This is a genomic window from uncultured Pseudoalteromonas sp. (assembly GCF_963922945.1).
Taxonomy (GTDB): domain Bacteria; phylum Pseudomonadota; class Gammaproteobacteria; order Enterobacterales; family Alteromonadaceae; genus Pseudoalteromonas.
In genome coordinates this window covers 1-21333 of sequence record NZ_CAWUKC010000068.1, presented here as the reverse complement: position 1 = coordinate 21333, position 21333 = coordinate 1, and the positions used below count along the sequence as shown (strand labels likewise).

Below are 21333 nucleotides of genomic sequence, written 5' to 3'. Positions count from 1 at the left end.
ACTCTTTGTTGCCTACATGGATGTAGGTAAGGGGCGTGAGCAGGACGCGGAAGCTTTGCTCGGTTTTTACTTATTCTTACATGGATGTAAGTCATTAGAATAACGCAGGAGCAGTTATCGAGCCCACTAGGTTACAAACCTCGCGCCGCGATTTAATCGCCCCTAGATTGAACAAATTTCAATCCGCAAAGATCAACGCCCTAGGCTATAAAAACTTAGTGCAGAGATTGTATCGCCCCAAATAGAGCAAACTTAATCCTGCAAGGTAATAGCACCTGATGCCATAAAATTGTCATACATACTTGCTACTTTAATGCCCCTACTAAACGACAATCAGGTTTTGCAGTGACGATGCAGCGCAAAGTACTCGAGTACATTTTAAGTAACGGTGAAATAACCACGTTGTTTCAGCCTATTTTTGATATAGCTAATCAAACAATTATAGGTTACGAAGCGCTGAGTCGAGGCCCTAAAAACAGCCCCCTAGAAATGCCTGGTCAGTTATTTCAAGCGGCAAGTGAGCATGCTTTGTTATCTGAGCTTGAGCTATTATGCCGCTCAAAAGCCATCGAAAACTTTGTAAAGCTTAACCTAGACGGTAAGTTATTTCTAAATGTAAGCCCTAAAACCTTGCTCGACCCTTGTCACCCTAAAGGTGAAACACTGCACTTAATTGAGCAGTTTGGCTTAGCGGCAAACCGCGTGGTGATTGAAGTAACAGAGCAAGAAAGAGTTGATGATGGCTTTTTGTTATTAAAAACAATTTCGCATTATCGCAAACTGGGTTTTACTATCGCCATTGACGATTTAGGGGCGGGTTATTCGGGCTTAAAGCAGTGGTCTGAACTATGCCCCGATTTTGTAAAAATTGATCGTTACTTTATTGATCATTGCGATGAAAGCGAAGTTAAAAAAGAGTTTTTAAAATCGATTACGGTGCTAGCAAAAGCAACAAATACTGCTGTAATAGCCGAAGGTATAGAAAGAGTGGAAGAGCTTGCCTATGTTGAAAGCTTAGGAATAGCAAACGTACAAGGTTTTTTACTGGAAAAACCAAACTCAAATCCAAGCCTTGATTACAGCTCAGAGCAATTACAAGCATTGAACTTTAAACAGCCAAGCAACAGGTTTGATCAATCAATGGCGATTGGTTGGCTTGCTGTAGCACAAAAGCCAATAGACAGTGAAACCCGCTGTAAAGATGCCCACAAATTATTTGAAAAAGACAAAGCCGTTATAAGCCTTGCGGTGTTAAATAAAGCAGGTCAGCCGGTTGGGTTACTGCATAAAGATCAGCTCACAGAAGTGTTTGCCGCGCCTTATGGCCATGCTCTTTATGACAAATGCCCCGTAACCGATTTTATGGATAAGCAGCCTTTAGTGGTGGATGAAAACCAACTTCTTGATGCGGTAAGCCAACAAATTACAGAGCAAGACTTTGATATTCGCCGCCATATAGTGATCACTCGAAATAACTGTTATTTAGGTTTAGCACCACTACGCGATATTTTAAAACATATTACAGAAGAAAAAATACGCCATGCCCAGCATGCTAACCCACTCACTATGCTCCCTGGTAATGTAGCGATTAATGAAGCAATAGAGCAAAGGTTACGCTCAAAAAGTGTGTTTTCGCTTGCTTATATAGATCTTAATCATTTTAAGCAGTTCAATGATTTATATGGTTATGCCAGTGGTGATAGTGTGATTAAATTATTAGCCAATGTTATCGTGCAAGCGTGCGAAAACAGTGCTAACTTTGTAGGACATATAGGTGGTGATGACTTTATGGTGGTGTTTGACCAATCAGACGCTGAGCAAATATGTAATACCATCATTGAACAGTTTGAGCTGCAATCACGCACCTTTTTTACGCCTGAGCACATTAAGAGCAAAGGTTATTGGGCTACAAATCGTGAAGGAGAAAAGCAATTTGTGCCTTTACTTACGCTATCAATTGGCCTTGTGGCGCCCGATTTACAAGAATGTAAAAACAGCCATCAAGTTGCAGCTCTTGCAACCGATGCTAAAAAAGAGGCTAAGCGGTATCGCCAAAGCCACTTATTTATTTGTAAGCGCAAAAAACCAGCACCTGCTGTAGTGTGTTTAGTGCCAAAAAATAAGCAGGTGGTTTAAAAATAGGTAATTGTTATGTTGCCATTAAAAACAATTGTTTGTTTGTGTGTTTTATATTTAACTAGTTTTTCAGCTCTAGCCGTCGAGGTTATTAACGTAGCCCAAAAGCAAAGTGTGCAAAATGCCCGCGAAGAATACCTCAGTGAGCTATTAACACGCGCCCTAGAACGGGCTGACTACCCTGTTTTTATAAAAATGCAACCAGTGAGTTTGCAGCAGCAACGCGACCTGATTGAGCTAGATAAAACAGCGTTAGACATCTATTGGAGCATGAGCAGTCCTGAGCGAGAAGCGCGGGCAATTGCGGTTAAAGTACCACTTTTCAAGGGCTTTATAGGTAAGCGAGTATTATTAACCAGTAAAAAAAACGTTGGAAAATTTAAAGGGATTACCACTTTAGCGCAATTAGGTGAGCTCTCTGCAGTGCAAGGGCATGACTGGCCAGATACAAAAATAATGGCCTATAACGGTTTACACGTAAGGCCGTTGAGTAACTATCAAGCTATGTTTACGTTAACAAGCCGTGGCAGAATCGATTACTTTCCTCGCTCATTTATCGAGGTAAACTCTGAGTTGGTTGCTAATGCGCAGAGTAACTTAGTGATTGTGCCTAATTTATTTATTAGTTATCCCACTGGAATTTATTATTTTGTAGTAAGTAGTAAACCCGCGTTAGCACAGGCCATAGAGTTGGGGTTAAAGAAAATGCAAAAAAGTGGCGAGTTTGATGCATTATTTAATGAATACTTTGCAAAAGATATCAGCTCACTGCCATTTACTAAAGGTTTTACCACCGAGCTTCAGCTCGATAATCCATACTTTTAAAACCAAAAAAGGAGCAATACGCTCCTTTTTTATTAAACGGTTAAGCGCTCTTAATTAGCGAAGTAACGACTCAGATAATACCGGGCGAATTTCACGGATAATCGCTTGAGTAAGCTTAGGGGCACCACAAATAATGTTGCCGCTATAGTTGTAGTTAATACCACCTGCAAAATCAACAACCATGCCGCCAGCTTCTTTTACAAGTAACTCACCTGCTGCTGTGTCCCACGGTTTTAAACCTATTTCAAAAAAGCCATCAACACGGCCCGCAGCTACATACGCCATATCGAGCGCTGCAGAACCTGCACGACGAATATCAGCTGTGTGTACAAATAAGGCTTTAAACGCATCTGAGTATGCGTCTAGGTGATGTTTTTGTTTAAAAGGGAAGCCAGTGGCTAAAATTGAACCTGCAAGCTCAACCGTTTTAGTTACACGTAAACGCTTGCTGTTTAGCTGTGCACCTTGACCGCGAGAAGCGGTGAAAAGCTCGCCACGAATTGGATCGTAGATTACAGCTTGGTCTAAACGGCCTTTTACTTTAAGTGCGATAGAAACCGCGAAATGAGGGATACCCTTGATGAAGTTAGTAGTGCCATCAAGTGGATCAACAATCCATTGGTAATCTGCATCTTTGCCTTTGTGCTCACCTAGTTCTTCACCAACAATACAGTGATCAGGGTAAGATTTTAAAATTGTATCACGAATTACGGCTTCAGCTTCTTTATCAATGTTAGTCACTAAGTCGTTAGTGCCTTTTTGTTGAATTTCAACTTTTGATAAATCTTCACTTGCGCGAAGTAAAATTTTGCCTGCGTTGCGCGCAGCGCGAACCGCAATGTTTAACATTGGATGCATGGTATTACCTTTGGGTTGTAAAAGAACGTTTATATATTTAAGCCGGCGTATTTTAGCGACTTTTGCCATAAAGTAAACAATAAACCCTAAATACTTTTGTGCGTTTTTTATACGGCCTTGAAATGCATGTAAATTTATTCGTATCTAAGACATGTTGGCGAATATGGATTGAAATTTGTTCAACCGAAGGGCAACTTAATCATAGTCATAATACAAAGCTTCCGCGTCCTGCTCACGCCCCTTACCTACATCCATGTAGGCAAAGCTTCTGCGTCCTGCTAGCGAACATACTGTTGTAAAAATTAATCTAAAAAGGGCTGTACTCGCCAATATTATTAAAAAGTAAAAAAAAGCGCTTTACCTAAAGTTAGCTTGAGGTTTTATCTTGTTTTTAAGCAATCAACTAAGGTAAATAATAATGAAATTAGAACACGTACATTTAGTAGTAAACGATATCAACGCCATGCTTAAATTTTACCAAGCTGCCTTTCCTTATTGGTCTGTTAGAAGTGAGGGAAATAATACTTGGTATGGTAAACCTAAGCGCTGGGTACATTTTGGCGACGATAACCACTATATTGCAATAAGTGATAATGGTGAGCATAAAAACAGAGATTTGACAGGGCACCAAGTAGGGCTTGCGCATTTTGCTTACGTAACAAATAATCTCGATGCGGTAGTACAGCGCTTAAAGCACGCCGGATTTAGCATTGATAAAGAGGGCGCAAAAAACCCATTTAGAAAAAACGTATATTACTTAGACCCAGCAGGGTTCGAGGTTGAGTTTGTGCAGTATATGAGTGACATTCCAAGCGAGCGTAATAACGACTTATAAAATAGGCAGTAACTAACGGTGTAGAAAAGCGCATAATATGGCTTTTCTACCCACTGTATTTTTACTCGTATTATTTATTACTCACCCCAAGCTGGGCCTTTAAATCATTAGCAAAACTTACAAACTTTTCTTTAATGGTGCGTTTAACTTTTACCTCTACCGAACCTAAAACAGTTTTACCTTCTAGGTTAATTGTGGGGCCTTGACGCTTATTAAGCGACACTGTTTTATTTTCAAAGCTGCCCATTATGCAAAACATTTTAGACACTATATTAACGTGCTCTGGTACGTAAATTTCTTCGCTACCTAAATAACAGCTAACGTGAATAGTGACATGTTGATGGGTAAATATAGCATCGGTAAAATCAAGCACAATTGATCCCATATAGTTTTGAATGTAAATATCTTTAGGGACCACCCATTGGCCGCTACGCTCGCTTGAGCCTAAAATACTGCGAAGTGTTAAGCTTTCTTCATCTGCTTGTTGGGCACTGTAATTAGGGGCAAACTGCGTTTGCTTTTGCGCACTGTACTGGGTATCTGTTGTAAGGGTTAAATCTTCTACTAAATTAAGTAACGCAGTGTTATTGGTTGCTTCCATTGCACTGTCTAAGCGCCTTTCAAAGGCCTCAGCGGAAATAACGCCATGGCTGTAATTATAAATAAGTTGATCAATTACTTGTTCACGAACTTGCTCTATTGGGCGGTCTTCAATTTTTACAGGCATGGGAATAATCCTTTTAATGTGAGTTACTACTGTATGTAGCAAGCGATGTACCAAAATTAACTTTTTATATATCAGTAAGTTACTTTTCTGTTGATATCCTTTAATTTATTATATTAACGATAGATTAACCAAAATAGCAATATAATGGTTATTTTCACTATGTAAGAAAGTTTTACTTAATAACCTGTAAATGTTTACTCGCTGGTATTTTTATTTCTACCTAATAAAACGTCTAAGTATATGAATTTAAAGTGCAAAAATGGTTGGCCTAAAGATCGCATATATAAAAATGTCTTTAATCAAAAGGAGAAAGATTATGAAAACATTCAACAAATCTATGATTGCGGCTTTAGTTTTAGGTACTACAGCTATGGGTGCTCAAGCGGGCACGTGGGAAAATGAAAGTAAAGATGCTTGGATTGATGGTAAGGCAGAAACAGTGCTTCTTATGAACACTAATCTAAACAACTTTGACATTAACACTGATGTAAAAAATGGCAAGGTAGTACTTACAGGTAAAGTAAATAGCGAGCTTGATAAAGAGCTTGCTGAAGAACTTGTAATTAGCCTAGATGGCGTATCTGATGTAGAAAACAACCTAACTGTTGTGAAAAACATGGATATGGACGATAAAGATCGTGACGCGATGGATGATGACAACGACTTAACTGACGCTAAAATCACCACAGTAATCACTACGCGTTTCTTATTTGACTCAGAAGTTGACGGTACAGATATCGACGTTGATACCGACAACGGTATAGTTAAGCTTAAAGGCTCTGTAGAATCAGAAGCCGAAAAGCAATTAGCAGTAAAAATTGCTAAAAATGCTGAAGACGTTCGTGACGTAGTAGATGAACTAACTATCGTTGCTGAATAATACACTATACTAAAAAGCCCAGCTTAGCTGGGCTTTTTGCATGTCATTTTAAAGGAGTTAGATCATGGATATTATTCGTATTATATTGTCAATTATACTGCCGCCACTGGGGGTATTTTTACAAGTTGGTTTAGGTATGCACTTTTGGCTAAATATTTTACTAACTTTACTGGGTTATTTCCCCGGTTTGATTCACGCTATTTACATTATTGCTAAAAAATAATGTGCGGTGTATTCAGTGTAAGCCGGCCACTTTTTTGTAAGTATTTGACTATAAAAAAGCGGCTTGCATACTTTTGTACTTATTTTCCTCAATTTCTTATCCACGAGTACACAAAAAGACTACTATTTAAGCAGTCAGCTTACTGATTGTTAAAATAAAGGTTTTTGCTAGTGACAAGCCTTAAAAAACTTTTTATACTGCAACCCGCTTTAGTCGCTCAGTGGCTAAACGCTTCAAAAATTAACTACTGCGTAGTTATATAAAGTTGGCCCCTTAGCTCAGTTGGTTAGAGCACACGACTCATAATCGTTAGGTCCCCAGTTCGAGTCTGGGAGGGGCCACCACTTTTCAAAGCGTTCTGTTTCTTATATATCTTAGTACAAATTACCTCATCTTATTTTAGTTTACAGTACACTCGCCTATGTAGTTTCTCGCTTAAATTATTTGTTTTGGCCATTTGGCTTTTTATTCTAAATCTTATAATTAATAGAAACCGTCAGAACGTTACTTTAAAATTATTTATTTTTTGCAATCAACAATATAGTTGTGTATTGTCCTGGGGACAATTTAGGGTTGTTCAAATAAATTTATAAGGAAGTATTATGAAAACGAATAAAATTGCAATCTTACTGTTTACTGCTGCTGTTGCGAGTCCCGCTGTATTGGCAGAATCTCCAAACTTTAACTATGTTTCTGCAGGTTACCTTAATGGTGATATTGATGGCGATGATGCCGATGGTTGGACCCTTGATGGTAGCACGCTACTAGACGAGAATTTCTTCCTATCTGGCCAATATCAGACTGTTGGTAATTCAGATGATGGTTTAGACGTAGACTTAAACTGGCTTAGTGCTGGAGTAGGTTATCGAACTGCTATTAGCGCGAGCACTGACTTTTATGGTTTATTAACATACGAAAACGTAGAAGCTGAGGCATCGTATCGTGGAAATAGTGCTTCAGAAGATGAAAATGGCTATGGCCTATCTATAGGCGTTCGATCAATGCTGAGCGATAGCATTGAACTAGATGGCCGTTTAGGCTACATCGATATTGAAGATGAGAGTGAAACATCGATCACTTTGGGCGCGCGTTATTACATGAATAAGAACTTTTCTATTGGTGCTAATTACACGACAATTGATGAGCTAGATTTGGTTAGCTTAACAGCTCGATACAGCTTTTAACTAGTAATACATTAATTGTATTTGAGCGCACTAATCAGTGCGCTTTTTTATATTCGTTACTTTTCTATTTTTAAGTTTTCTTACGAAAAGCTAAAGCTAAAAATAGAGATGTCGAGTATTTAATTAACTTGGTACTTACTGTTAGTACGAATGTAGATAGTTGCAGGTTTGCCGCTGTTATTTTCAAGCGAGTGGGTGAAGTTACCGGTTGACTCTACATAGCTGCCTGCGCTTAGATTTTGCGCTTTATCTTGCTCGCTTGAGTTGTACTCAACGGCGCCGGCTATAACAACAGCACGAAATTCGCTTGCATCTGTTTTTACTTCACCTCTAAAGCCGGCAGGAAGTTTAATCATTGAGCCGTTCATATCGGCTGTGCTTCCCCAAAGGTAGGTTGTTTGCACGCCTTGGGCGTTTATGTCGTTTAAATCGCTGCTGTTTAACCATACCATGTTGTCTGCATGTAGGTTTAGCGGGCGTTCGCCATTATCAAACTGCTCTTTTGTGGGCTTTACCAAATAAGGGCCTGAGTCTATTTCTAGGTAAATTAAGTTAGTTTTACTATTGGCTGCTGTGGTGTGGTTTTCACCTGCAGGTTGTGTCCAAAACGAACCTGCTGGCATCCACATTTTTTCAGCTGTTGGGTCGTCATTATGCATTTGTCCTTCAATAACGATACCGCGGTAGGTAATGTTATGAATGTGCGGCGGAGATTCAAAGCCTTTTTTAAAGCGTACTAACATGCCTGTAGCAGTGTCGGTTGTGCGGTTTCCCCATAAATCTGCAGCGCCAGGGCTTTTATCACCACGTAGCGGGTTTAAGTAGCCCCAATCAATATTGCTGGCAGAAACAACTTTTGATGCGCTTTGCTCTGCAGAGGCTGGCATTGATATGAGTGTGGCAACCAGTGCAAGTGTTGATGCATTTAGTAAAAATTTCATTTAAAAGCTCCGTTAAGTTGGTATAAGGCTATAGTACGGCTTAAAATTCAGCCAATAAATAGGCATAAGTTAAATACACTTTCGCAAAAACGTGGATAATCACGTTATAGTTATGCATGCTGGTTTATGCAATAAGAGGGTTTGATGAAAATAGCTGATTTACAAGTATTACTTAAAGTGGCTGAGCTGCAATCAATTACAGCTGCTGCAAATCAATTAGATATGAGCTCATCGGCTGCAAGTGTGTCGTTAAAGCGTATAGAGCAGGCACTTGGGGCGCAGTTATTTGTGCGTACAACAAGGAAAATACGCCTCACGCCTGAAGGTGAGCGCTATCTACCTCTTTGCCAGCAAGCACTCGATTTATTGCAACAAGGGCAGGTGCTTATTCATGAAGAGCAGCAATCTATTAGTGGTGAAGTGCGAATAGCCGTGTCATCCGAAATGGGGCGCAACCTTATGCGGGTGTTACTGAATAATGTTATGGATAAACACAGCGAAGTAACGCTACGCCTGCAAGCGAGTGACAGCCGTGCTGACTTTTATCGTGATGGGGTTGATGTTGCGCTGCGCGCCTTGACCAAAGAGGCTGTGCAGGAGCTAAATTTATACGGCTTTAAGATTTGTAATATTGCACATGTGTTATGCGCCTCGCCTGAGTACATTAAAAAGCACGGTGAGCCGTTAACACCAGAGGATTTAGCTAACCACAATGCGCTTTTATATAAGCTTTACGAGGTAGTTCATGATGGGTGGGAGCTGTATAACAATAACCAAAAATACAAAGTTAAAATGAGCAGTGACCGCGCCGTTAATGATGGCGATATAGTCAGGCGTTGGTGCATTGATGGCAAAGGGGTTGCTAAAAAGTCTGCCATTGATGTCGCTGAAGATTTACTCGAGGGTAGACTAAAAAGGCTAATGCCTGATTACAAAATCCCCCTGACCGAAATGTGGTTAGTACTACCTAGCCGCCAACTTATAACGCCCGCCATTAGGCTTATTCGTGATGAGCTAAAACACACTATTAGCCAATTAAGAAAAAACTTGATTGCACAAGGGATAGTTAACGAGCAAGAGTGGCCCGACTCACCCTAATCTACCTTACCTGCGCTTAATTTACTTACTTTGCACCTTTAAAAGTTAATACGCTTTCCTGTGCGCTGAACAAATTAAACTCACACTCTTTTTTATGTTCTATTTTTCTAATTATTGGGCTTATTGCTCAGCTGATCCTATATTTATTCTAAGCAAGTATTAGTTAAGCCCTTCATTCATTTACAGGTATCGTATGTTACTTAAACAAAAAGTTTATATTAGTCTTATTTTAGCTATTGTTGTGCCGTTAGCGGTTTCTACATTTTTATTTTCAAATAGCATTGAAAATCATACCGATGAAAAGCTGGCAGAGGTTGATTTACCGACCGCATTGAGTGAGGTAAAAAGCAAAATTGAACTTGAGCTTGCCACACCTATTATTATTGCTAAAGAGATTGCACAAAACAGTTTTGTAAAACAGTGGCTAAGTAATGGGGAGAGTGAGCAAGCAAGAGCCGATTATATTAATTATTTAGCTTCCATTAAAAAAGATAATAAGGCTGTTATTGCATATATAGTGTCTAAAAACTCCAATAACTATTACACAGATAGCGGTATATCTAGACAGATAGATAGAAATGAAGATGTATGGTTTGATGAGTTTTTATCCTCTAACAAACCCTTTGAAATAGCACTTGATATAGATAAAACTACAAATAGCATGGTGGTTTTTATTAACTATGCACTGCAAATTAATGGCGAGCGCACCGCCATTACAGGGGTGGGGCGATCGCTTGATTCGATGATCAACTTAATTAACGAATACCGTATTGGCGAAGCCGGCGTGGTGTATTTGGTCTCTGATGAAGGTGAGGTAATGCTTCACAGTGACAGAAGTAAAATGGGTCAAAAAATTAATATTAACGATATTAAAAATGGCGCCATTATTAATAAAACAATGGCGGGTGAAGATTATATTGTGTCGAGCACACCCATTGACTCATTAGATTGGCATTTAGTGGCAGAAATACCCGAGCAACAGCTATATGGGGCAATAAATAGCGCCATTAACAGTAATTTACTATTTGGTGTTGTTATTGCTGTGATTGGGCTGGCATTAGCTAGGGTGTTAGTTTCGCAAATATTTAAACCCATTGAAGGTATTACAGCAGCCGTGAGTGCATTAACTAAAAAAGATGGTGATTTAACCGCACGACTCCCCGCTAACGATAACAACGAAATATCAGAACTTGCTGCTAACTTTAATTTATTTTTAGAGCAACTACATAGCATGTTTAAGCAGGTGTCGGACTCGGCAAACCATGTTAAAAGCATTTCTGAAGATGTGTTAGTACAAGTACAAGGTGCGGCAAATTTGGCCGAGGTGCAATCATCTAGCACGCAAACGGTGGCGGCAGCCGTTAACGAAATGGAAGTGACTGTACAAGATATTTCAAATAGCGCCAGTAATGCATCAGATATTGCAACTTCCACAGAAGAGGCAACGCTCAAAGGGGTTGATTTTGTAAATAGCACAATAATGCAAATGGAGCAGCTAGAAAACGCCATGGCTACCTCGGTTACCTCGGTAACTGAGCTTTCAGGAGAAATAAAATCAATTACGCAAGTGCTTGATGTTATTAAAGCAATATCGGAGCAAACTAACCTACTGGCGCTCAATGCTGCAATAGAAGCAGCCCGTGCCGGTGAGCACGGCCGTGGTTTTGCCGTTGTTGCCGATGAAGTACGTACGCTTGCTATGCGTACTGCAGAGTCAACTGAACAAATAAACGAAATGATAGAAACGTTAAACTCTAAGGCTTCTAGTACGGTTTCTGCTATTGAGCTTGGCAGTAAAAACACCCTAGAAAATGCAGAACGTTTAAAAGTGACTGGGAGCACTTTAACGGGGATCTCGCAAGAAATTGTTACACTAAGTGAGCTAAATAGCTCGGTAGCAACAGCTACGCGTGAGCAAACGTTAGCGACCTCAGAAATTAGCCAAAATGTGGTGATGATTTCTGACTCTGCTGAGCAAACAAAACAAAATATGACAACCTCAGAGCAGTTATGCAATGGGTTAAATAAAGAGTCGAATGTATTAAAAGAACTATTAGGTAAGTTTACGCTTTAAAAGTAATACTCGGTTATTAAGCAGCGCATTGTAGATTGGCTACAATGCGCTTTTTTATGGATTAGTGCTTAATTTTTACGGTAAATTTCGTGTTGAATATCGTAAATATTAACGCTTAGACTGTCGGAGTCGCGACAGTATGTTTTTAAGCAATCAAGCAAGCTTTCGCTCAACATCTGTTTTTGTTCGATAGAACGCCCAGCCATGATATGCGCCGCAATATGAATAAATCCTTCTTTTCCTTCTCCTAACTGATACTGCTGATAAGCAATGGCGCGGGTTTTAATGGTTTCTAGGTCAAACAAACCACTTTGAAAAGTGGCATTGTGTACCTTTTCAACAAGCACTTGTGGTAATACAGGGAGGTCTTCAGAGTGTTCAATAATAATGTGCGGCATTTACGCGTTTCCTATTATGAGTTACTACGTGGGCGTATGCATAATTGTACCAAAGCCTAAACTACGCGCTAACCCCTGAATCGTCTAAATTTAGTTGTATTAACTTTTGATGATAGTATAAAACACTCAGGTGAACCTTCGCTTATAATACAAAATTTTGGATTAATATGAACTTATCACAACGCGTTACACGTTTAGCTGTGCTATTGGGTACAGTGATAACATTAAGTGCCTGCTCAGATGACGTTGCGTCGGTGAGCTTGGGTCTATTTACGACTAAGGATGTAGTGGTAAATTCGCAGCAAGACCCGCTAGTAAAAGGGGTTACGTGTCATATTAGTCATATTGAGGCGGACTTAGATTTTTCTGATCCCTCTGATATGTCTATTGCGTGCCGTCAAACTGGGCCAATTACAGCCGATATGTTACAAGCAATAGAACGCAGTAAATCGGGCGAAGTGGTGTTTAAGTCCTCCAAAAGTATTTTATTTAAATCGCTTAAAGTTCGCCGTATTTATGATGCACAGAATCGTACGTTGCTGTACTTATCGTACTCGACTAAAGAGTCGAGCGGCAGCCACCATCATGCGCTTTCAACTGTGCCTTTATACAATACACAGGCCTGGAGCTGGGCACTTGAACAAAAATAAGAGCAGATTATGTTAGCGTTATTTAAATCAAAACCACTGCTGGAGCAAGCGGAGCAGCAATGGCTAATTGATACCTTTATTTGGGCAGCAGAAAACTTTGATGCCGAATTTTTTACCAAGCACACGCAAATAATATTGCCAACCGTTGAGCACTTTCCTGATTCGGTATCGAGCATTGAAGAGATGGCCACAAAGGTATTTATACGAGTTCGTGATTACGCGGGTATGAATGCGTGGCCAATACAGTTAGTTGCGCCACAACAGTTACAACCTCAGGTATTTCCGCATTTTGAGTTTGCTGAGCACTTACGCGGAGAGCAAAGCCAGCTTATTGTACCGCCAAGCCATACGATTAATATTTCGTTTAATCCTAATCAAATTAATCAGCCGCAAGATTTAGTAGCCAGCTTTGCCGGCACGCTAGCTACCGTATTAATTCATCATGTAGGGGTATTACCGCCAGGCGGTAAAGAGTATTTGCCACAAGCGGCAGATGCGCTGGCCTGTTTTTTAGGGTTTGGGGTGATGATGAGCAACACAGTGTATCAATTTAAAGGCGGATGTGGCTCGTGCTATAACCCGTATGCTAATCGTGAAGCCAAGCTTAGCGAACCCCATACCGTATTTATGCACGCGCTCGTTAGCTACTTTAAAAGCGACAGTGTGTCTAAAAAGCATTTAAAGCCACATTTACGCAGCCAATTTAAAAAAGCGCAAAAAGAAATCAAAGCATTGGTTAATAGCTCTGCTAACCCACTATTGCTGGCCTATGCACCAACTTAAGCAGGATAAATGTGAACTACTTAGATGAATTTTTACTGATTGCCATTGCCCACTTTTTTGCTGTAGCCAGCCCTGGGCCCGACTTTGCTGTGGTGCTTAAACAAAGTATACAGCAAGGTAGGCGTAACGCGTTATGGACTAGTGCCGGCGTAGGGGCTGCTATTTTATTACATGTAGGCTACTGCGTATTAGGGGTTGCGCTTATTTTAACGCAATCACCCAATTTATTTTTAACTTTGAAATACGTTGCGGGTGCTTATTTAGCGTATTTAGGTGTTCAAGCGCTACGGGCAGCTAAGCCATCAGACACCAATAGCGATGGCATAGTGAACAAAAGCGTACTTGAAGAAAGCATATGGCAGGCATTTAGGCGCGGTTTTTTTACAAATGCCTTAAACCCAAAAGCCACACTCTTTTTTATGTCGCTATTTACCTTGGTCATTAGCGTGACCACACCTACCAGCGTGCAAATCGTATACGGCGTTTATATGGCAATGGCAACCTGGGGGTGGTTTTCAATACTTTCTTTAGTGTTATCAAAACCGGGTGTGCGTGGTTTTTTTCAAAAAAGTGGTTATTGGTTTGACCGCGGTATAGGCGTAATTTTAATAGCCCTTGCCATTCGCGTTGTTATTTAAATTTAAAAAGCAGGAGTAAACATGGCGCTTTATAATTTTTCGTTTGGGTCAAATATGTCATCAAATCGTTTGCTTGCGCGTTTGCCAAAAGCAAAGCGAGTCGGCACGGCTGTACTAAAAGGCTACGAGCTTACGTTTAATATGTTATTCAAAGATGGCTCGGGTAAGTGCAGCATTCAAAAAAGTGATAACAAAAATGCCTTGGTATATGGCGTGGTGTATGAATTAAATGAAGACGAAAAAGCAATTTTAGACACCATAGAGGGCCCAGGCTACGATTGCGTTGCTATTAAGCCCACTTTGTTAAATGGTGAGCAAATAGAGGCCCATTGCTATATTGCAAACACTCACGATAACGATGTACTACCCTATGATTGGTATATTCAACACGTTCATCGCGGCGCGCTTGAGGCTGGCGTTCCAAAAGAATACAGTGATGCAATACTCAATCGACCACAAAAGCCCGACTTAAATAAAGCGCGTGCTGAGATTGAATTTGCAGTTCACCAAAAACAATAAGGATAACCATGAAACTCACCAAATTAGCCAGTTTAGCATTACTTGCCAGTGCCACATTTAATAGCTGGGCACAAATTGATACTACGCATTTAGAAGAGGTGATTAACACCTCAATGGCGCGCTTTGACGTACCAGGCATGGCAGTAGCGGTTGTGCAAGACGATAACGTGGTATTTGCTAAAGGGTTTGGGATAAGCAATCTCAATACACATGCAAAAGTGAACAAAGACACACTTTTTGGTATTGCCTCAAACACTAAAGCGTTTACCAGTGCCGCGCTGGCGAAATTGGTTGATGAAGGTAAGTTAAGCTGGGATGACAGAGTCATTGACCACTTACCTGAGTTTAGGTTGTACGACTCCTACGTTACTCGCGAAATGCGTATTCGTGATTTATTAAGTCATCGCAGTGGTTTAGGGCTTGGTCAAGGCGATTTAATGATTTGGCCAAGCACCGATAAATCAGTAGAAGATATTTTGGCAGGACTACAATATTTAAAACCTGCTAGTAGCTTTCGAAGCCAGTATGCCTATAGCAACTTAATGTTTGTAACCGCGGGCGAAGTGGTGGCACGTGTATCAGGTATGAGCTGGAACGATTACATCGAAAAAAATATATTACAGCCTTTAAACATGACTCACTCGCGCGCGGGCTTTTCGCGTATTCCAAAAAGCAATAAAAACTGGGCAATTGGCCACATACCAATGGATGGCAAGCTCAATCCTTTTTTGTTAACTACCTAGAAGACTTTAGAGGTGCAGGGGCTATTGCATCAAGCGTAAGTGATATGAGCCAATGGCTGCTTACGCAGTTAGCAGGCGGTAAAATGCCAAATGGCGAGCAGCTGTTTAGCGAAAAACAACAAGCGCAAATGTGGCACCCACATATAACCTCTATGACCTCTAAAAGCGCTTATGAGGCTTATCATCAGCAATTTAGAGGCTATGGGCTAGGTTGGAGTATTGAAGATTACCACGGCTTTAAAAAGCTAGGTCACGGTGGGGGGATTTTAGGTATGGTGTCGCAAGTGACGTTACTGCCTGAGAAAAAGCTTGGTGTTGTTATTTTATCTAATCAGCAAGCATTTAGTGCGCTCTCGGCTATTACTCACGAAGTGCTTGAAGATGCCCTTGAGCTTGAGGACAAAGACTGGGTAGAGGAGCTAGCTACTAAGCATTTTGCAAGAAAACAAAAAGCCTACGCAAATGCAATACCCGACACCCCTGCAGATTATCAGCCACAGTTACCTAATATTAATTACACCGGTACGTTACATGATGATTGGTACGGGGATGTGATCATAGAAGAGCTTGATGGCAAACTACGTATTGATTTTACCCATACGAAACGCTTAAAAGGCACGCTTGAGCATTACACGGGTAATACCTTTATTGTTAAATGGGATGAAAAACTACTTGAGGCCGATGCGTTTATTCGTTTTGATATGGGCGAAAGTAATCGTGTAAATAGCGCTAAAATGCGCGCGGTATCAACTGCGGTAACAGACTTTAGTTTTGATTTTAGAAACCTAGATTTAAAAGCTAAGTAGTGATGCTATACACCAAAGTCGCAAAGCCACCGTAAGGTGGCTTTGTTATATTAAACGCTCTTACTAAAGGAGCGTTTATGCGTACAGCAGTTATTTCACACCCTCATTGCCGTAAACATAAAATGATAGAGGATCACCCCGAATGCCCAGAGCGTTTAGATGCAATTGCTGATAGGCTTTTGGCAAGCGGTGTAGATATAGGTTTATCACATTTACAAGCGCCAAAAGCAAAGCGTGAGGATTACTTATTAGCTCATGAAGAATCGCTAGTAACTCTTGTAGAGCGTTTAATCCCTACTGATGGGTTAAACACCCTTGATGGCGATACCTGGCTATGCCCCGGCTCATTTAAAGCAATTGAGCGCGCAGTAGGTGCAGGGCTGTTAGCAGTAGATGAAATACTTAATGATAAACTTGATGCGGCATTTTGTGCTGTACGCCCGCCAGGACACCATGCTAATGCTCATTCATCCTCTGGGTTTTGTGTCTTTAATAACTTAGCCATTGCTGTTAAGTATGCTCAAAGTAAAGGGGTTAAACGTATAGCTATTGCTGATTTTGACGTACACCATGGCAATGGCACCCAAGACATATTTATGGATGACGAAAACGTATTACTTTGCTCGTTATTTCAATACCCGTTTTACCCAAATACAGCCGTAAAAAATAATAGCCACATAGTTAACTCTCCCTTACCCATTGCCAGTAATGGTGATGATTTAAAAGAGGTATTTAATAGCCAATGGCTACCTAAATTGAGTGCCTTTAAACCTGAGCTCCTTTTTATAAGCGCAGGGTTTGATGCTCACCTAGAAGATGACATGGCAAGTTTAAAGTTTGTAGAAGATGACTACCGCTGGATCACAGAACAATTGTGTTGTGTTGCCAAGCAAAGTGGTTGTAAGGGGATTATTTCTTACCTTGAAGGGGGATATGCGCTATCAGCATTAGGCAGAAGTGCAGTAGCGCATATTAAAGTACTTAGCGAGTATTAAACACAACAGGCTAGGTGTTATAAGCCGAGTAAATCAAACGCCTGCTGAGTGTTAAGCGTTTTAATTTTACCTAGGCAACATTGCCCTTCATTTAATAAGTAAGTTGTCACGAGTTGAGCGAGCTGCTCCTGTGAAAGAGGATTACATGCAGCGCCGTGTAGGTCAACGTACTCACCTTGTTTGTTCAACACGCGCACATTACTAAGCTCACTTTGCGTAACGCTGTGCAAACACGCTTGTTGTTCTTGTTTATCGTGCGCTATTTCAAGCTCATTATAAACAATTAATAACTGTGGAAAGCTGTTTAGCATAGCTACCCTACTGTTACTTCGTAAGAGGTAAATTTACGTATATTAATTACCCCGGTATCAAAAATTAAGTACTGACCTTTTATACCCTGCAGCACGCCGCTTACTACTGGGTTTTTATCAAAATTAAACGAGCTAATTTTAGTCGGGTATTCTGTTACCGGAAAGTTTAAATCAACCACGTCTTCATCAAGTTGCTCTATGGCTGTGGCGCCAAATAATTCGCTTAGCTCGTTTAACTTATCGCTAATTTGCGGGATCAGCTCTGCCGCGGCTGCTTTTAGGTCAATAACGTCGTTTTGTCCTTTTAGCATGTTGCGCCAATTGGTTTTATCGGCAATAAACTCGGCCAATGCCACCTCAACTAAACCTGATTGCAAGCGTGTTTGCACCTTAAAAATCGGCAGTGCTTGGGTAGCGCCCTGATCAACCCAACGAGTTGGTATTTGTGTATGGCGAGTAATGCCTACTTTAAGCCCAGACGTATTGGCTAAATACACATAATGCGGGATCATACAGTTTTCTTCGCCCCACTGTGGCTCACGGCAGGTGCCTTTATCGTAATGACAGGTTTCTGGTTTCATTATGCACATATCGCAGCTTGCTAGCTTTCGCATACACACAAAGCAGTGACCTTGCGAGTAACTCTTTTTGGTTTTTTTACCACAGTTTGAACATAAAATAGTACCGCTAAATGTAAGCGTTAATTCTTTACCAATGAGTGCGTTTAGGTCGACTAAGTTGTCGCCCACAGGAAGGTGATATTGAACTGGCTCTGTTAAGCTCGATTTTAATTTACGCAAAGTGCCTTGCATCTTTACTTGGCCCCTAAAGATGTTGATATTAAAAGGTGGAGTTTAACATCTTTAAGCTGTATTGGCTTTTTAAGAAATGTAAATAGTCGTCAAAGGCAATTGGTTTTGCGTATAGGTAGCCTTGCGCTCTGTCGGCGCCCATTTCTTTCAATAAGTGGTGTACATCTTGAGTTTCTATGCCTTCGATCGTAATCGAAAGCCCTAAGTTATGTGCCATATCTATAGCGGTTTGCACTATCACTTTGTTAGCCGTGTTGTTAGTTAAATCAAAGATAAACGATTTATCAACTTTAAGCTCTGTAAAGTGGTAATTAACCAAATAGCTTAGCGATGAATAGCCAGTGCCAAAGTCATCTAGCACTACTTGCACACCTAAATCAGAAAACTCATTAACCAGCGAAATAAGTGCTTCATGGCTCTCAACTAGTGCTGACTCTGTTAATTCAAACTTTAGTAGCTGCGCAGGCACTTGATATTTTATAAGCAGGTTTTCTACTTTTTCCGCTAGGCTTTTGATAGACAAATTTTTAGCACTTAAATTGACGCTAATAGGGTGATCTTTATAGCCTCGTTCAGTTAGTTTTACGATATCTTTACAGGCTTGCTCAATAACCCATAAGGTGAGCTCATTGATGATCCCCGTGTGCTCGGCAAGGGTTATCAGCTCTTCTATAGATATGCCTTTAAAAGCTGGGTCGGGCCAGCGAAGTAGGGCTTCAGCACCGTTTACCTGATTAAAGTTTAAACCTATTTGTGGCTGATAATATAATGCTAATTGATTCTCTTTAATGGCATTTTGTAATTTTGCAGCCAACGCAACATCCATCAATAAATTATTGTCGTTAGAAGCACTTACGACTGTATCGTTACTATTTTTGGCTTTTTTAAGGGCTAGGTAACCTCGTTTTGTCCAATATTCAAAGTCATCATTTTGTGCTGCGTTACTAATCCCTATATTATAAGTTAGTTGAAGGTTTAACCCTTGAATTTCGTACTGTTTTGGCAGGCTATTAATTACTTTTACTAAGACCGCTTCAAGAGACTCTTGGTTTTGGTTTTTAGTAGAAATACATGCAAATACACCGCTACCTAAATCCGCTAAGCGGGGGCTGTTGTTAAAATCCACATCTAAATTTGTAAACTCGCGCTCATGGCTAAGTTCAAGCTCTATATGCTTGGCTACGTGCTTTATTAACGTGTAGCCCTGCGACGGGGTAATAATGGTATTGAGCGAGTTAAAATGGCGGATTTTAATTAAGCACAAAGTAGTATTACGCCCTTGTGCTTGTAAGCTCATAAAGGTTTGTTTTAATTTAGCGCTGTTAAGTAACTTAGTTTGCTGAGTATGAGTCGCATGATAGAGCGCGCGCTCGCGCTGATAGCGCACCCTATCGGCAAGTGCCATGGCCATTAAAATAACTTCACACAAAATAGCTACCAAAAACGCATGACGAATTGCAAAGCTATAATCTAATATGCCTGTTAATTCTAAAGGTTGAATTGCTGCGCCTATAATTAACGGCACCCACGAAAAAACGTAAAACTTTGCCCATCTAAACCCAGTGCGAAGTTTGTTATAAATCAAAATTACGCACGTAATGTATAACAGGCTTAATACACAAAAAAAGATAGGCGCTGCAATATATTCGGGTATAAATAACGTAGTTGTTGATAATAAAAATATTAATATGAGTAGTGTTTTACTTAGTTTATAGCGCCAGCATTTATCTTTGTGGTAGCGCAAAAACATAGTGCAGAAGGCGAGTGTAAAAAAGGCCATTGCATAGTTTGAAAAAATCACTTTTTCGTGCAAATACAATTGCCACTCTAGGGGCCATAAATAAAAGCCAAAGCCCATGACAATGCCCATTAAACATAGCGCACTAATTATGTAGCCAATATAAACTAAATAAACACGGTCTCTAATGCCAAAATAAAGCACTAAGTTATATAAAGCAGCCATTAATAACACGCCTGCAAATATGCCCCAGATTCCGGTTTGCGAGCGAACTAAATCAACAAATTCTTTATGGCGATACAAGTTTACGGGCGTTTTGCTGATCCCCGTAGTATCTATTTTTATAGCTAAGCGCTGTGTTGTTTTACTCTCAAGTTCAAATCGTACATGAGGTACACTATATTGGAAAAGCGTGAGAGACTTTATTTTATCACCTAGTTTATAGCTTTCTATAAGCTCATTTTTTTTGTTTAGCCGGTACACCATTAGGTGATCAACCATAGGGTTATCAAAATGCGCAACGATGTCTTGAGTGTCTAAACTTTTATTTTCTAGGTCTATAAAGAGCCAGTAGTTTTGCTGTTTAAAGCTCCACGGAATATCGGTTAACGGCTGGTGGGTGATTAGCTCGGGATTTAAAATAATATCGTCAAGGGTCTGAGATTTACTTTCATCTATGTAGTAGGCAAAGTCTAAATATACAGGCGTGGTTTTGTCGATGGTATAACGAGTCGGCACAACTAGGTTAGAAGCGAGTGTGCTAATAATATAAAATATAAAAATCAGTATGGCTACGGCCGTGGCATGATAACGTAAAGTCTTCGTTTCCAACGTTGTTTACTTGTAATAACTCTTTTAATTAGTGTAGCACTAAAAAAGCGCATATAAACTGCGCTTTTTAGTTAAATTTTTAGGGCCTGCTTATCCTTCAGGATTAAAATTTGTTCTAACTAGGGACGATTTAATCGCGGCGCGAGGTTTGTAACCTAGTGGGCTCGATAACTGCTCCTGCGTTATTCTAATGACTTACATCCATGTAAGAATAAGTAAAAACCGAGCAAAGCTTCCGCGTCCTGCTCACGCCCCTTACCTACATCCATGTAGGCAACAAAGAGTTAATCGTCCCTAGGACGAACCTTCGTGCAGCGCGTGTTTGGTA

The 21333-nt window shown here is 40.3% G+C and carries 20 protein-coding genes, 1 tRNA gene and 1 pseudogene; 15 read left to right on the top strand and 7 right to left on the bottom strand.

Translation table 11 applies throughout. The features are described from left to right. Positions 1 to 345: 345 nt before the first annotated feature. Both AABI99_RS13580 and AABI99_RS13575 read left to right on the top strand, forming a co-directional pair. A complete protein-coding gene (locus AABI99_RS13580) occupies positions 346 to 2136 on the top strand; it encodes a bifunctional diguanylate cyclase/phosphodiesterase (protein ID WP_338366431.1) in 1791 nt (596 codons plus the stop codon). Positions 2137 to 2151: 15 nt separating this feature from the next. Next, complete coding sequence (locus AABI99_RS13575; protein ID WP_338366430.1) at positions 2152 to 2961, top strand: transporter substrate-binding domain-containing protein; 810 nt, start codon at positions 2152 to 2154, stop codon at positions 2959 to 2961. A 54-nt stretch (positions 2962 to 3015) separates the two neighbouring features. On the opposite strand, the gene suhB is transcribed toward AABI99_RS13575, so the two are convergent. Next, the gene (suhB, locus tag AABI99_RS13570; protein ID WP_338366429.1) at positions 3016 to 3819 is read right to left on the bottom strand and encodes an inositol-1-monophosphatase; all 804 of its coding nucleotides are present in this window, start codon (positions 3817 to 3819) and stop codon (positions 3016 to 3018) included. Positions 3820 to 4237: 418 nt separating this feature from the next. Between suhB and AABI99_RS13565 the strand changes: the two genes are divergently transcribed. After that, positions 4238 to 4654, top strand: a complete 417-nt coding sequence (locus tag AABI99_RS13565; RefSeq protein WP_338366428.1) for a VOC family protein — start codon at positions 4238 to 4240, stop codon at positions 4652 to 4654. A 70-nt stretch (positions 4655 to 4724) separates the two neighbouring features. On the opposite strand, the gene AABI99_RS13560 is transcribed toward AABI99_RS13565, so the two are convergent. Then, positions 4725 to 5381 carry a LiaF domain-containing protein gene (locus AABI99_RS13560; RefSeq protein WP_338366427.1) on the bottom strand — a complete coding sequence of 219 codons (657 nt, stop codon included), beginning with the start codon at positions 5379 to 5381 and terminating at the stop codon, positions 4725 to 4727. A gap of 316 nt (positions 5382 to 5697) precedes the next feature. Between AABI99_RS13560 and AABI99_RS13555 the strand changes: the two genes are divergently transcribed. The 4 genes from AABI99_RS13555 (at position 5698) to AABI99_RS13540 (ending at position 7668) form a co-directional block, all read left to right on the top strand. Beyond that, positions 5698 to 6261, top strand: a complete 564-nt coding sequence (locus AABI99_RS13555; protein ID WP_338366426.1) for a BON domain-containing protein — start codon at positions 5698 to 5700, stop codon at positions 6259 to 6261. 64 nt (positions 6262 to 6325) lie between these two features. Next, entirely contained in the window at positions 6326 to 6484 is a 159-nt protein-coding gene (locus AABI99_RS13550; RefSeq protein WP_338366425.1) for a YqaE/Pmp3 family membrane protein, read from the top strand. A 267-nt stretch (positions 6485 to 6751) separates the two neighbouring features. Then, a tRNA-Ile gene (locus tag AABI99_RS13545) sits at positions 6752 to 6828 on the top strand. Positions 6829 to 7086: 258 nt separating this feature from the next. Further along, entirely contained in the window at positions 7087 to 7668 is a 582-nt protein-coding gene (locus AABI99_RS13540; RefSeq protein WP_338366424.1) for an outer membrane beta-barrel protein, read from the top strand. Positions 7669 to 7787: 119 nt separating this feature from the next. Here AABI99_RS13540 and AABI99_RS13535 read toward each other — a convergent pair whose 3' ends face one another. Beyond that, a complete protein-coding gene (locus AABI99_RS13535; RefSeq protein WP_338366423.1) occupies positions 7788 to 8609 on the bottom strand; it encodes a DUF4437 domain-containing protein in 822 nt (273 codons plus the stop codon). 144 nt (positions 8610 to 8753) lie between these two features. Here AABI99_RS13535 and AABI99_RS13530 point away from each other — a divergent pair, with 144 nt between their 5' ends. Then, on the top strand, positions 8754 to 9707 hold the full coding sequence (locus tag AABI99_RS13530; protein WP_338366422.1) for a LysR family transcriptional regulator: 954 nt from the start codon (positions 8754 to 8756) through the stop codon (positions 9705 to 9707). 193 nt (positions 9708 to 9900) lie between these two features. After that, on the top strand, positions 9901 to 11781 hold the full coding sequence (locus AABI99_RS13525; protein ID WP_338366421.1) for a methyl-accepting chemotaxis protein: 1881 nt from the start codon (positions 9901 to 9903) through the stop codon (positions 11779 to 11781). Between the two features lie 68 nt (positions 11782 to 11849). Here AABI99_RS13525 and AABI99_RS13520 read toward each other — a convergent pair whose 3' ends face one another. Then, on the bottom strand, positions 11850 to 12179 hold the full coding sequence (locus AABI99_RS13520; protein WP_338366420.1) for a 5-carboxymethyl-2-hydroxymuconate Delta-isomerase: 330 nt from the start codon (positions 12177 to 12179) through the stop codon (positions 11850 to 11852). Positions 12180 to 12346: 167 nt separating this feature from the next. Between AABI99_RS13520 and AABI99_RS13515 the strand changes: the two genes are divergently transcribed. The 6 genes and pseudogenes from AABI99_RS13515 to AABI99_RS13490 all read left to right on the top strand — a co-directional run bounded on the left by AABI99_RS13515 (position 12347) and on the right by AABI99_RS13490 (position 17313). Continuing rightward, positions 12347 to 12829 (top strand): CreA family protein, encoded by a 483-nt coding sequence (locus AABI99_RS13515; protein ID WP_338366419.1) that lies wholly within the window; start codon positions 12347 to 12349, stop codon positions 12827 to 12829. Between the two features lie 9 nt (positions 12830 to 12838). Next, entirely contained in the window at positions 12839 to 13612 is a 774-nt protein-coding gene (locus AABI99_RS13510) for a hypothetical protein (protein ID WP_338366418.1), read from the top strand. A gap of 11 nt (positions 13613 to 13623) precedes the next feature. Continuing rightward, a complete protein-coding gene (locus AABI99_RS13505; protein ID WP_338366417.1) occupies positions 13624 to 14250 on the top strand; it encodes a LysE family translocator in 627 nt (208 codons plus the stop codon). 21 nt (positions 14251 to 14271) lie between these two features. Continuing rightward, the gene (locus AABI99_RS13500) at positions 14272 to 14769 is read left to right on the top strand and encodes a gamma-glutamylcyclotransferase family protein (protein WP_338366416.1); all 498 of its coding nucleotides are present in this window, start codon (positions 14272 to 14274) and stop codon (positions 14767 to 14769) included. An 8-nt stretch (positions 14770 to 14777) separates the two neighbouring features. Further along, a pseudogene (locus AABI99_RS13495) lies at positions 14778 to 16318 on the top strand (serine hydrolase). Between the two features lie 77 nt (positions 16319 to 16395). Beyond that, positions 16396 to 17313 carry a histone deacetylase family protein gene (locus tag AABI99_RS13490; protein ID WP_338366415.1) on the top strand — a complete coding sequence of 306 codons (918 nt, stop codon included), beginning with the start codon at positions 16396 to 16398 and terminating at the stop codon, positions 17311 to 17313. Between the two features lie 17 nt (positions 17314 to 17330). On the opposite strand, the gene AABI99_RS13485 is transcribed toward AABI99_RS13490, so the two are convergent. The 3 genes from AABI99_RS13485 to AABI99_RS13475 are packed head-to-tail and all read right to left on the bottom strand — an operon-like array spanning position 17331 to position 21005. Beyond that, complete coding sequence (locus AABI99_RS13485; protein ID WP_338366414.1) at positions 17331 to 17624, bottom strand: hypothetical protein; 294 nt, start codon at positions 17622 to 17624, stop codon at positions 17331 to 17333. A 2-nt stretch (positions 17625 to 17626) separates the two neighbouring features. Then, complete coding sequence (locus AABI99_RS13480) at positions 17627 to 18436, bottom strand: DUF2797 domain-containing protein (RefSeq protein WP_338366413.1); 810 nt, start codon at positions 18434 to 18436, stop codon at positions 17627 to 17629. A 28-nt stretch (positions 18437 to 18464) separates the two neighbouring features. Then, complete coding sequence (locus tag AABI99_RS13475; protein ID WP_338366412.1) at positions 18465 to 21005, bottom strand: EAL domain-containing protein; 2541 nt, start codon at positions 21003 to 21005, stop codon at positions 18465 to 18467. Positions 21006 to 21333: the final 328 nt, after the last annotated feature.

Excerpts from the sequence above, each read along its gene's own strand:
- AABI99_RS13540 (WP_338366424.1), top strand. The coding sequence starts at position 7,087 with ATGAAAACGAATAAAATTGCAATCTTACTGTTTACTGCTGCTGTTGCG.
- suhB (WP_338366429.1), bottom strand. The coding sequence starts at position 3,819 with ATGCATCCAATGTTAAACATTGCGGTTCGCGCTGCGCGCAACGCAGGC.
- AABI99_RS13560 (WP_338366427.1), bottom strand. The coding sequence starts at position 5,381 with ATGCCTGTAAAAATTGAAGACCGCCCAATAGAGCAAGTTCGTGAACAA.
- AABI99_RS13575 (WP_338366430.1), top strand. The coding sequence starts at position 2,152 with ATGTTGCCATTAAAAACAATTGTTTGTTTGTGTGTTTTATATTTAACT.
- AABI99_RS13510 (WP_338366418.1), top strand. The coding sequence starts at position 12,839 with ATGTTAGCGTTATTTAAATCAAAACCACTGCTGGAGCAAGCGGAGCAG.
- AABI99_RS13525 (WP_338366421.1), top strand. The coding sequence starts at position 9,901 with ATGTTACTTAAACAAAAAGTTTATATTAGTCTTATTTTAGCTATTGTT.
- AABI99_RS13520 (WP_338366420.1), bottom strand. The coding sequence starts at position 12,179 with ATGCCGCACATTATTATTGAACACTCTGAAGACCTCCCTGTATTACCA.
- AABI99_RS13485 (WP_338366414.1), bottom strand. The coding sequence starts at position 17,624 with ATGCTAAACAGCTTTCCACAGTTATTAATTGTTTATAATGAGCTTGAA.
- AABI99_RS13555 (WP_338366426.1), top strand. The coding sequence starts at position 5,698 with ATGAAAACATTCAACAAATCTATGATTGCGGCTTTAGTTTTAGGTACT.
- AABI99_RS13490 (WP_338366415.1), top strand. The coding sequence starts at position 16,396 with ATGCGTACAGCAGTTATTTCACACCCTCATTGCCGTAAACATAAAATG.
- AABI99_RS13565 (WP_338366428.1), top strand. The coding sequence starts at position 4,238 with ATGAAATTAGAACACGTACATTTAGTAGTAAACGATATCAACGCCATG.
- AABI99_RS13480 (WP_338366413.1), bottom strand. The coding sequence starts at position 18,436 with ATGCAAGGCACTTTGCGTAAATTAAAATCGAGCTTAACAGAGCCAGTT.
- AABI99_RS13535 (WP_338366423.1), bottom strand. The coding sequence starts at position 8,609 with ATGAAATTTTTACTAAATGCATCAACACTTGCACTGGTTGCCACACTC.
- AABI99_RS13500 (WP_338366416.1), top strand. The coding sequence starts at position 14,272 with ATGGCGCTTTATAATTTTTCGTTTGGGTCAAATATGTCATCAAATCGT.
- AABI99_RS13530 (WP_338366422.1), top strand. The coding sequence starts at position 8,754 with ATGAAAATAGCTGATTTACAAGTATTACTTAAAGTGGCTGAGCTGCAA.
- AABI99_RS13550 (WP_338366425.1), top strand. The coding sequence starts at position 6,326 with ATGGATATTATTCGTATTATATTGTCAATTATACTGCCGCCACTGGGG.
- AABI99_RS13515 (WP_338366419.1), top strand. The coding sequence starts at position 12,347 with ATGAACTTATCACAACGCGTTACACGTTTAGCTGTGCTATTGGGTACA.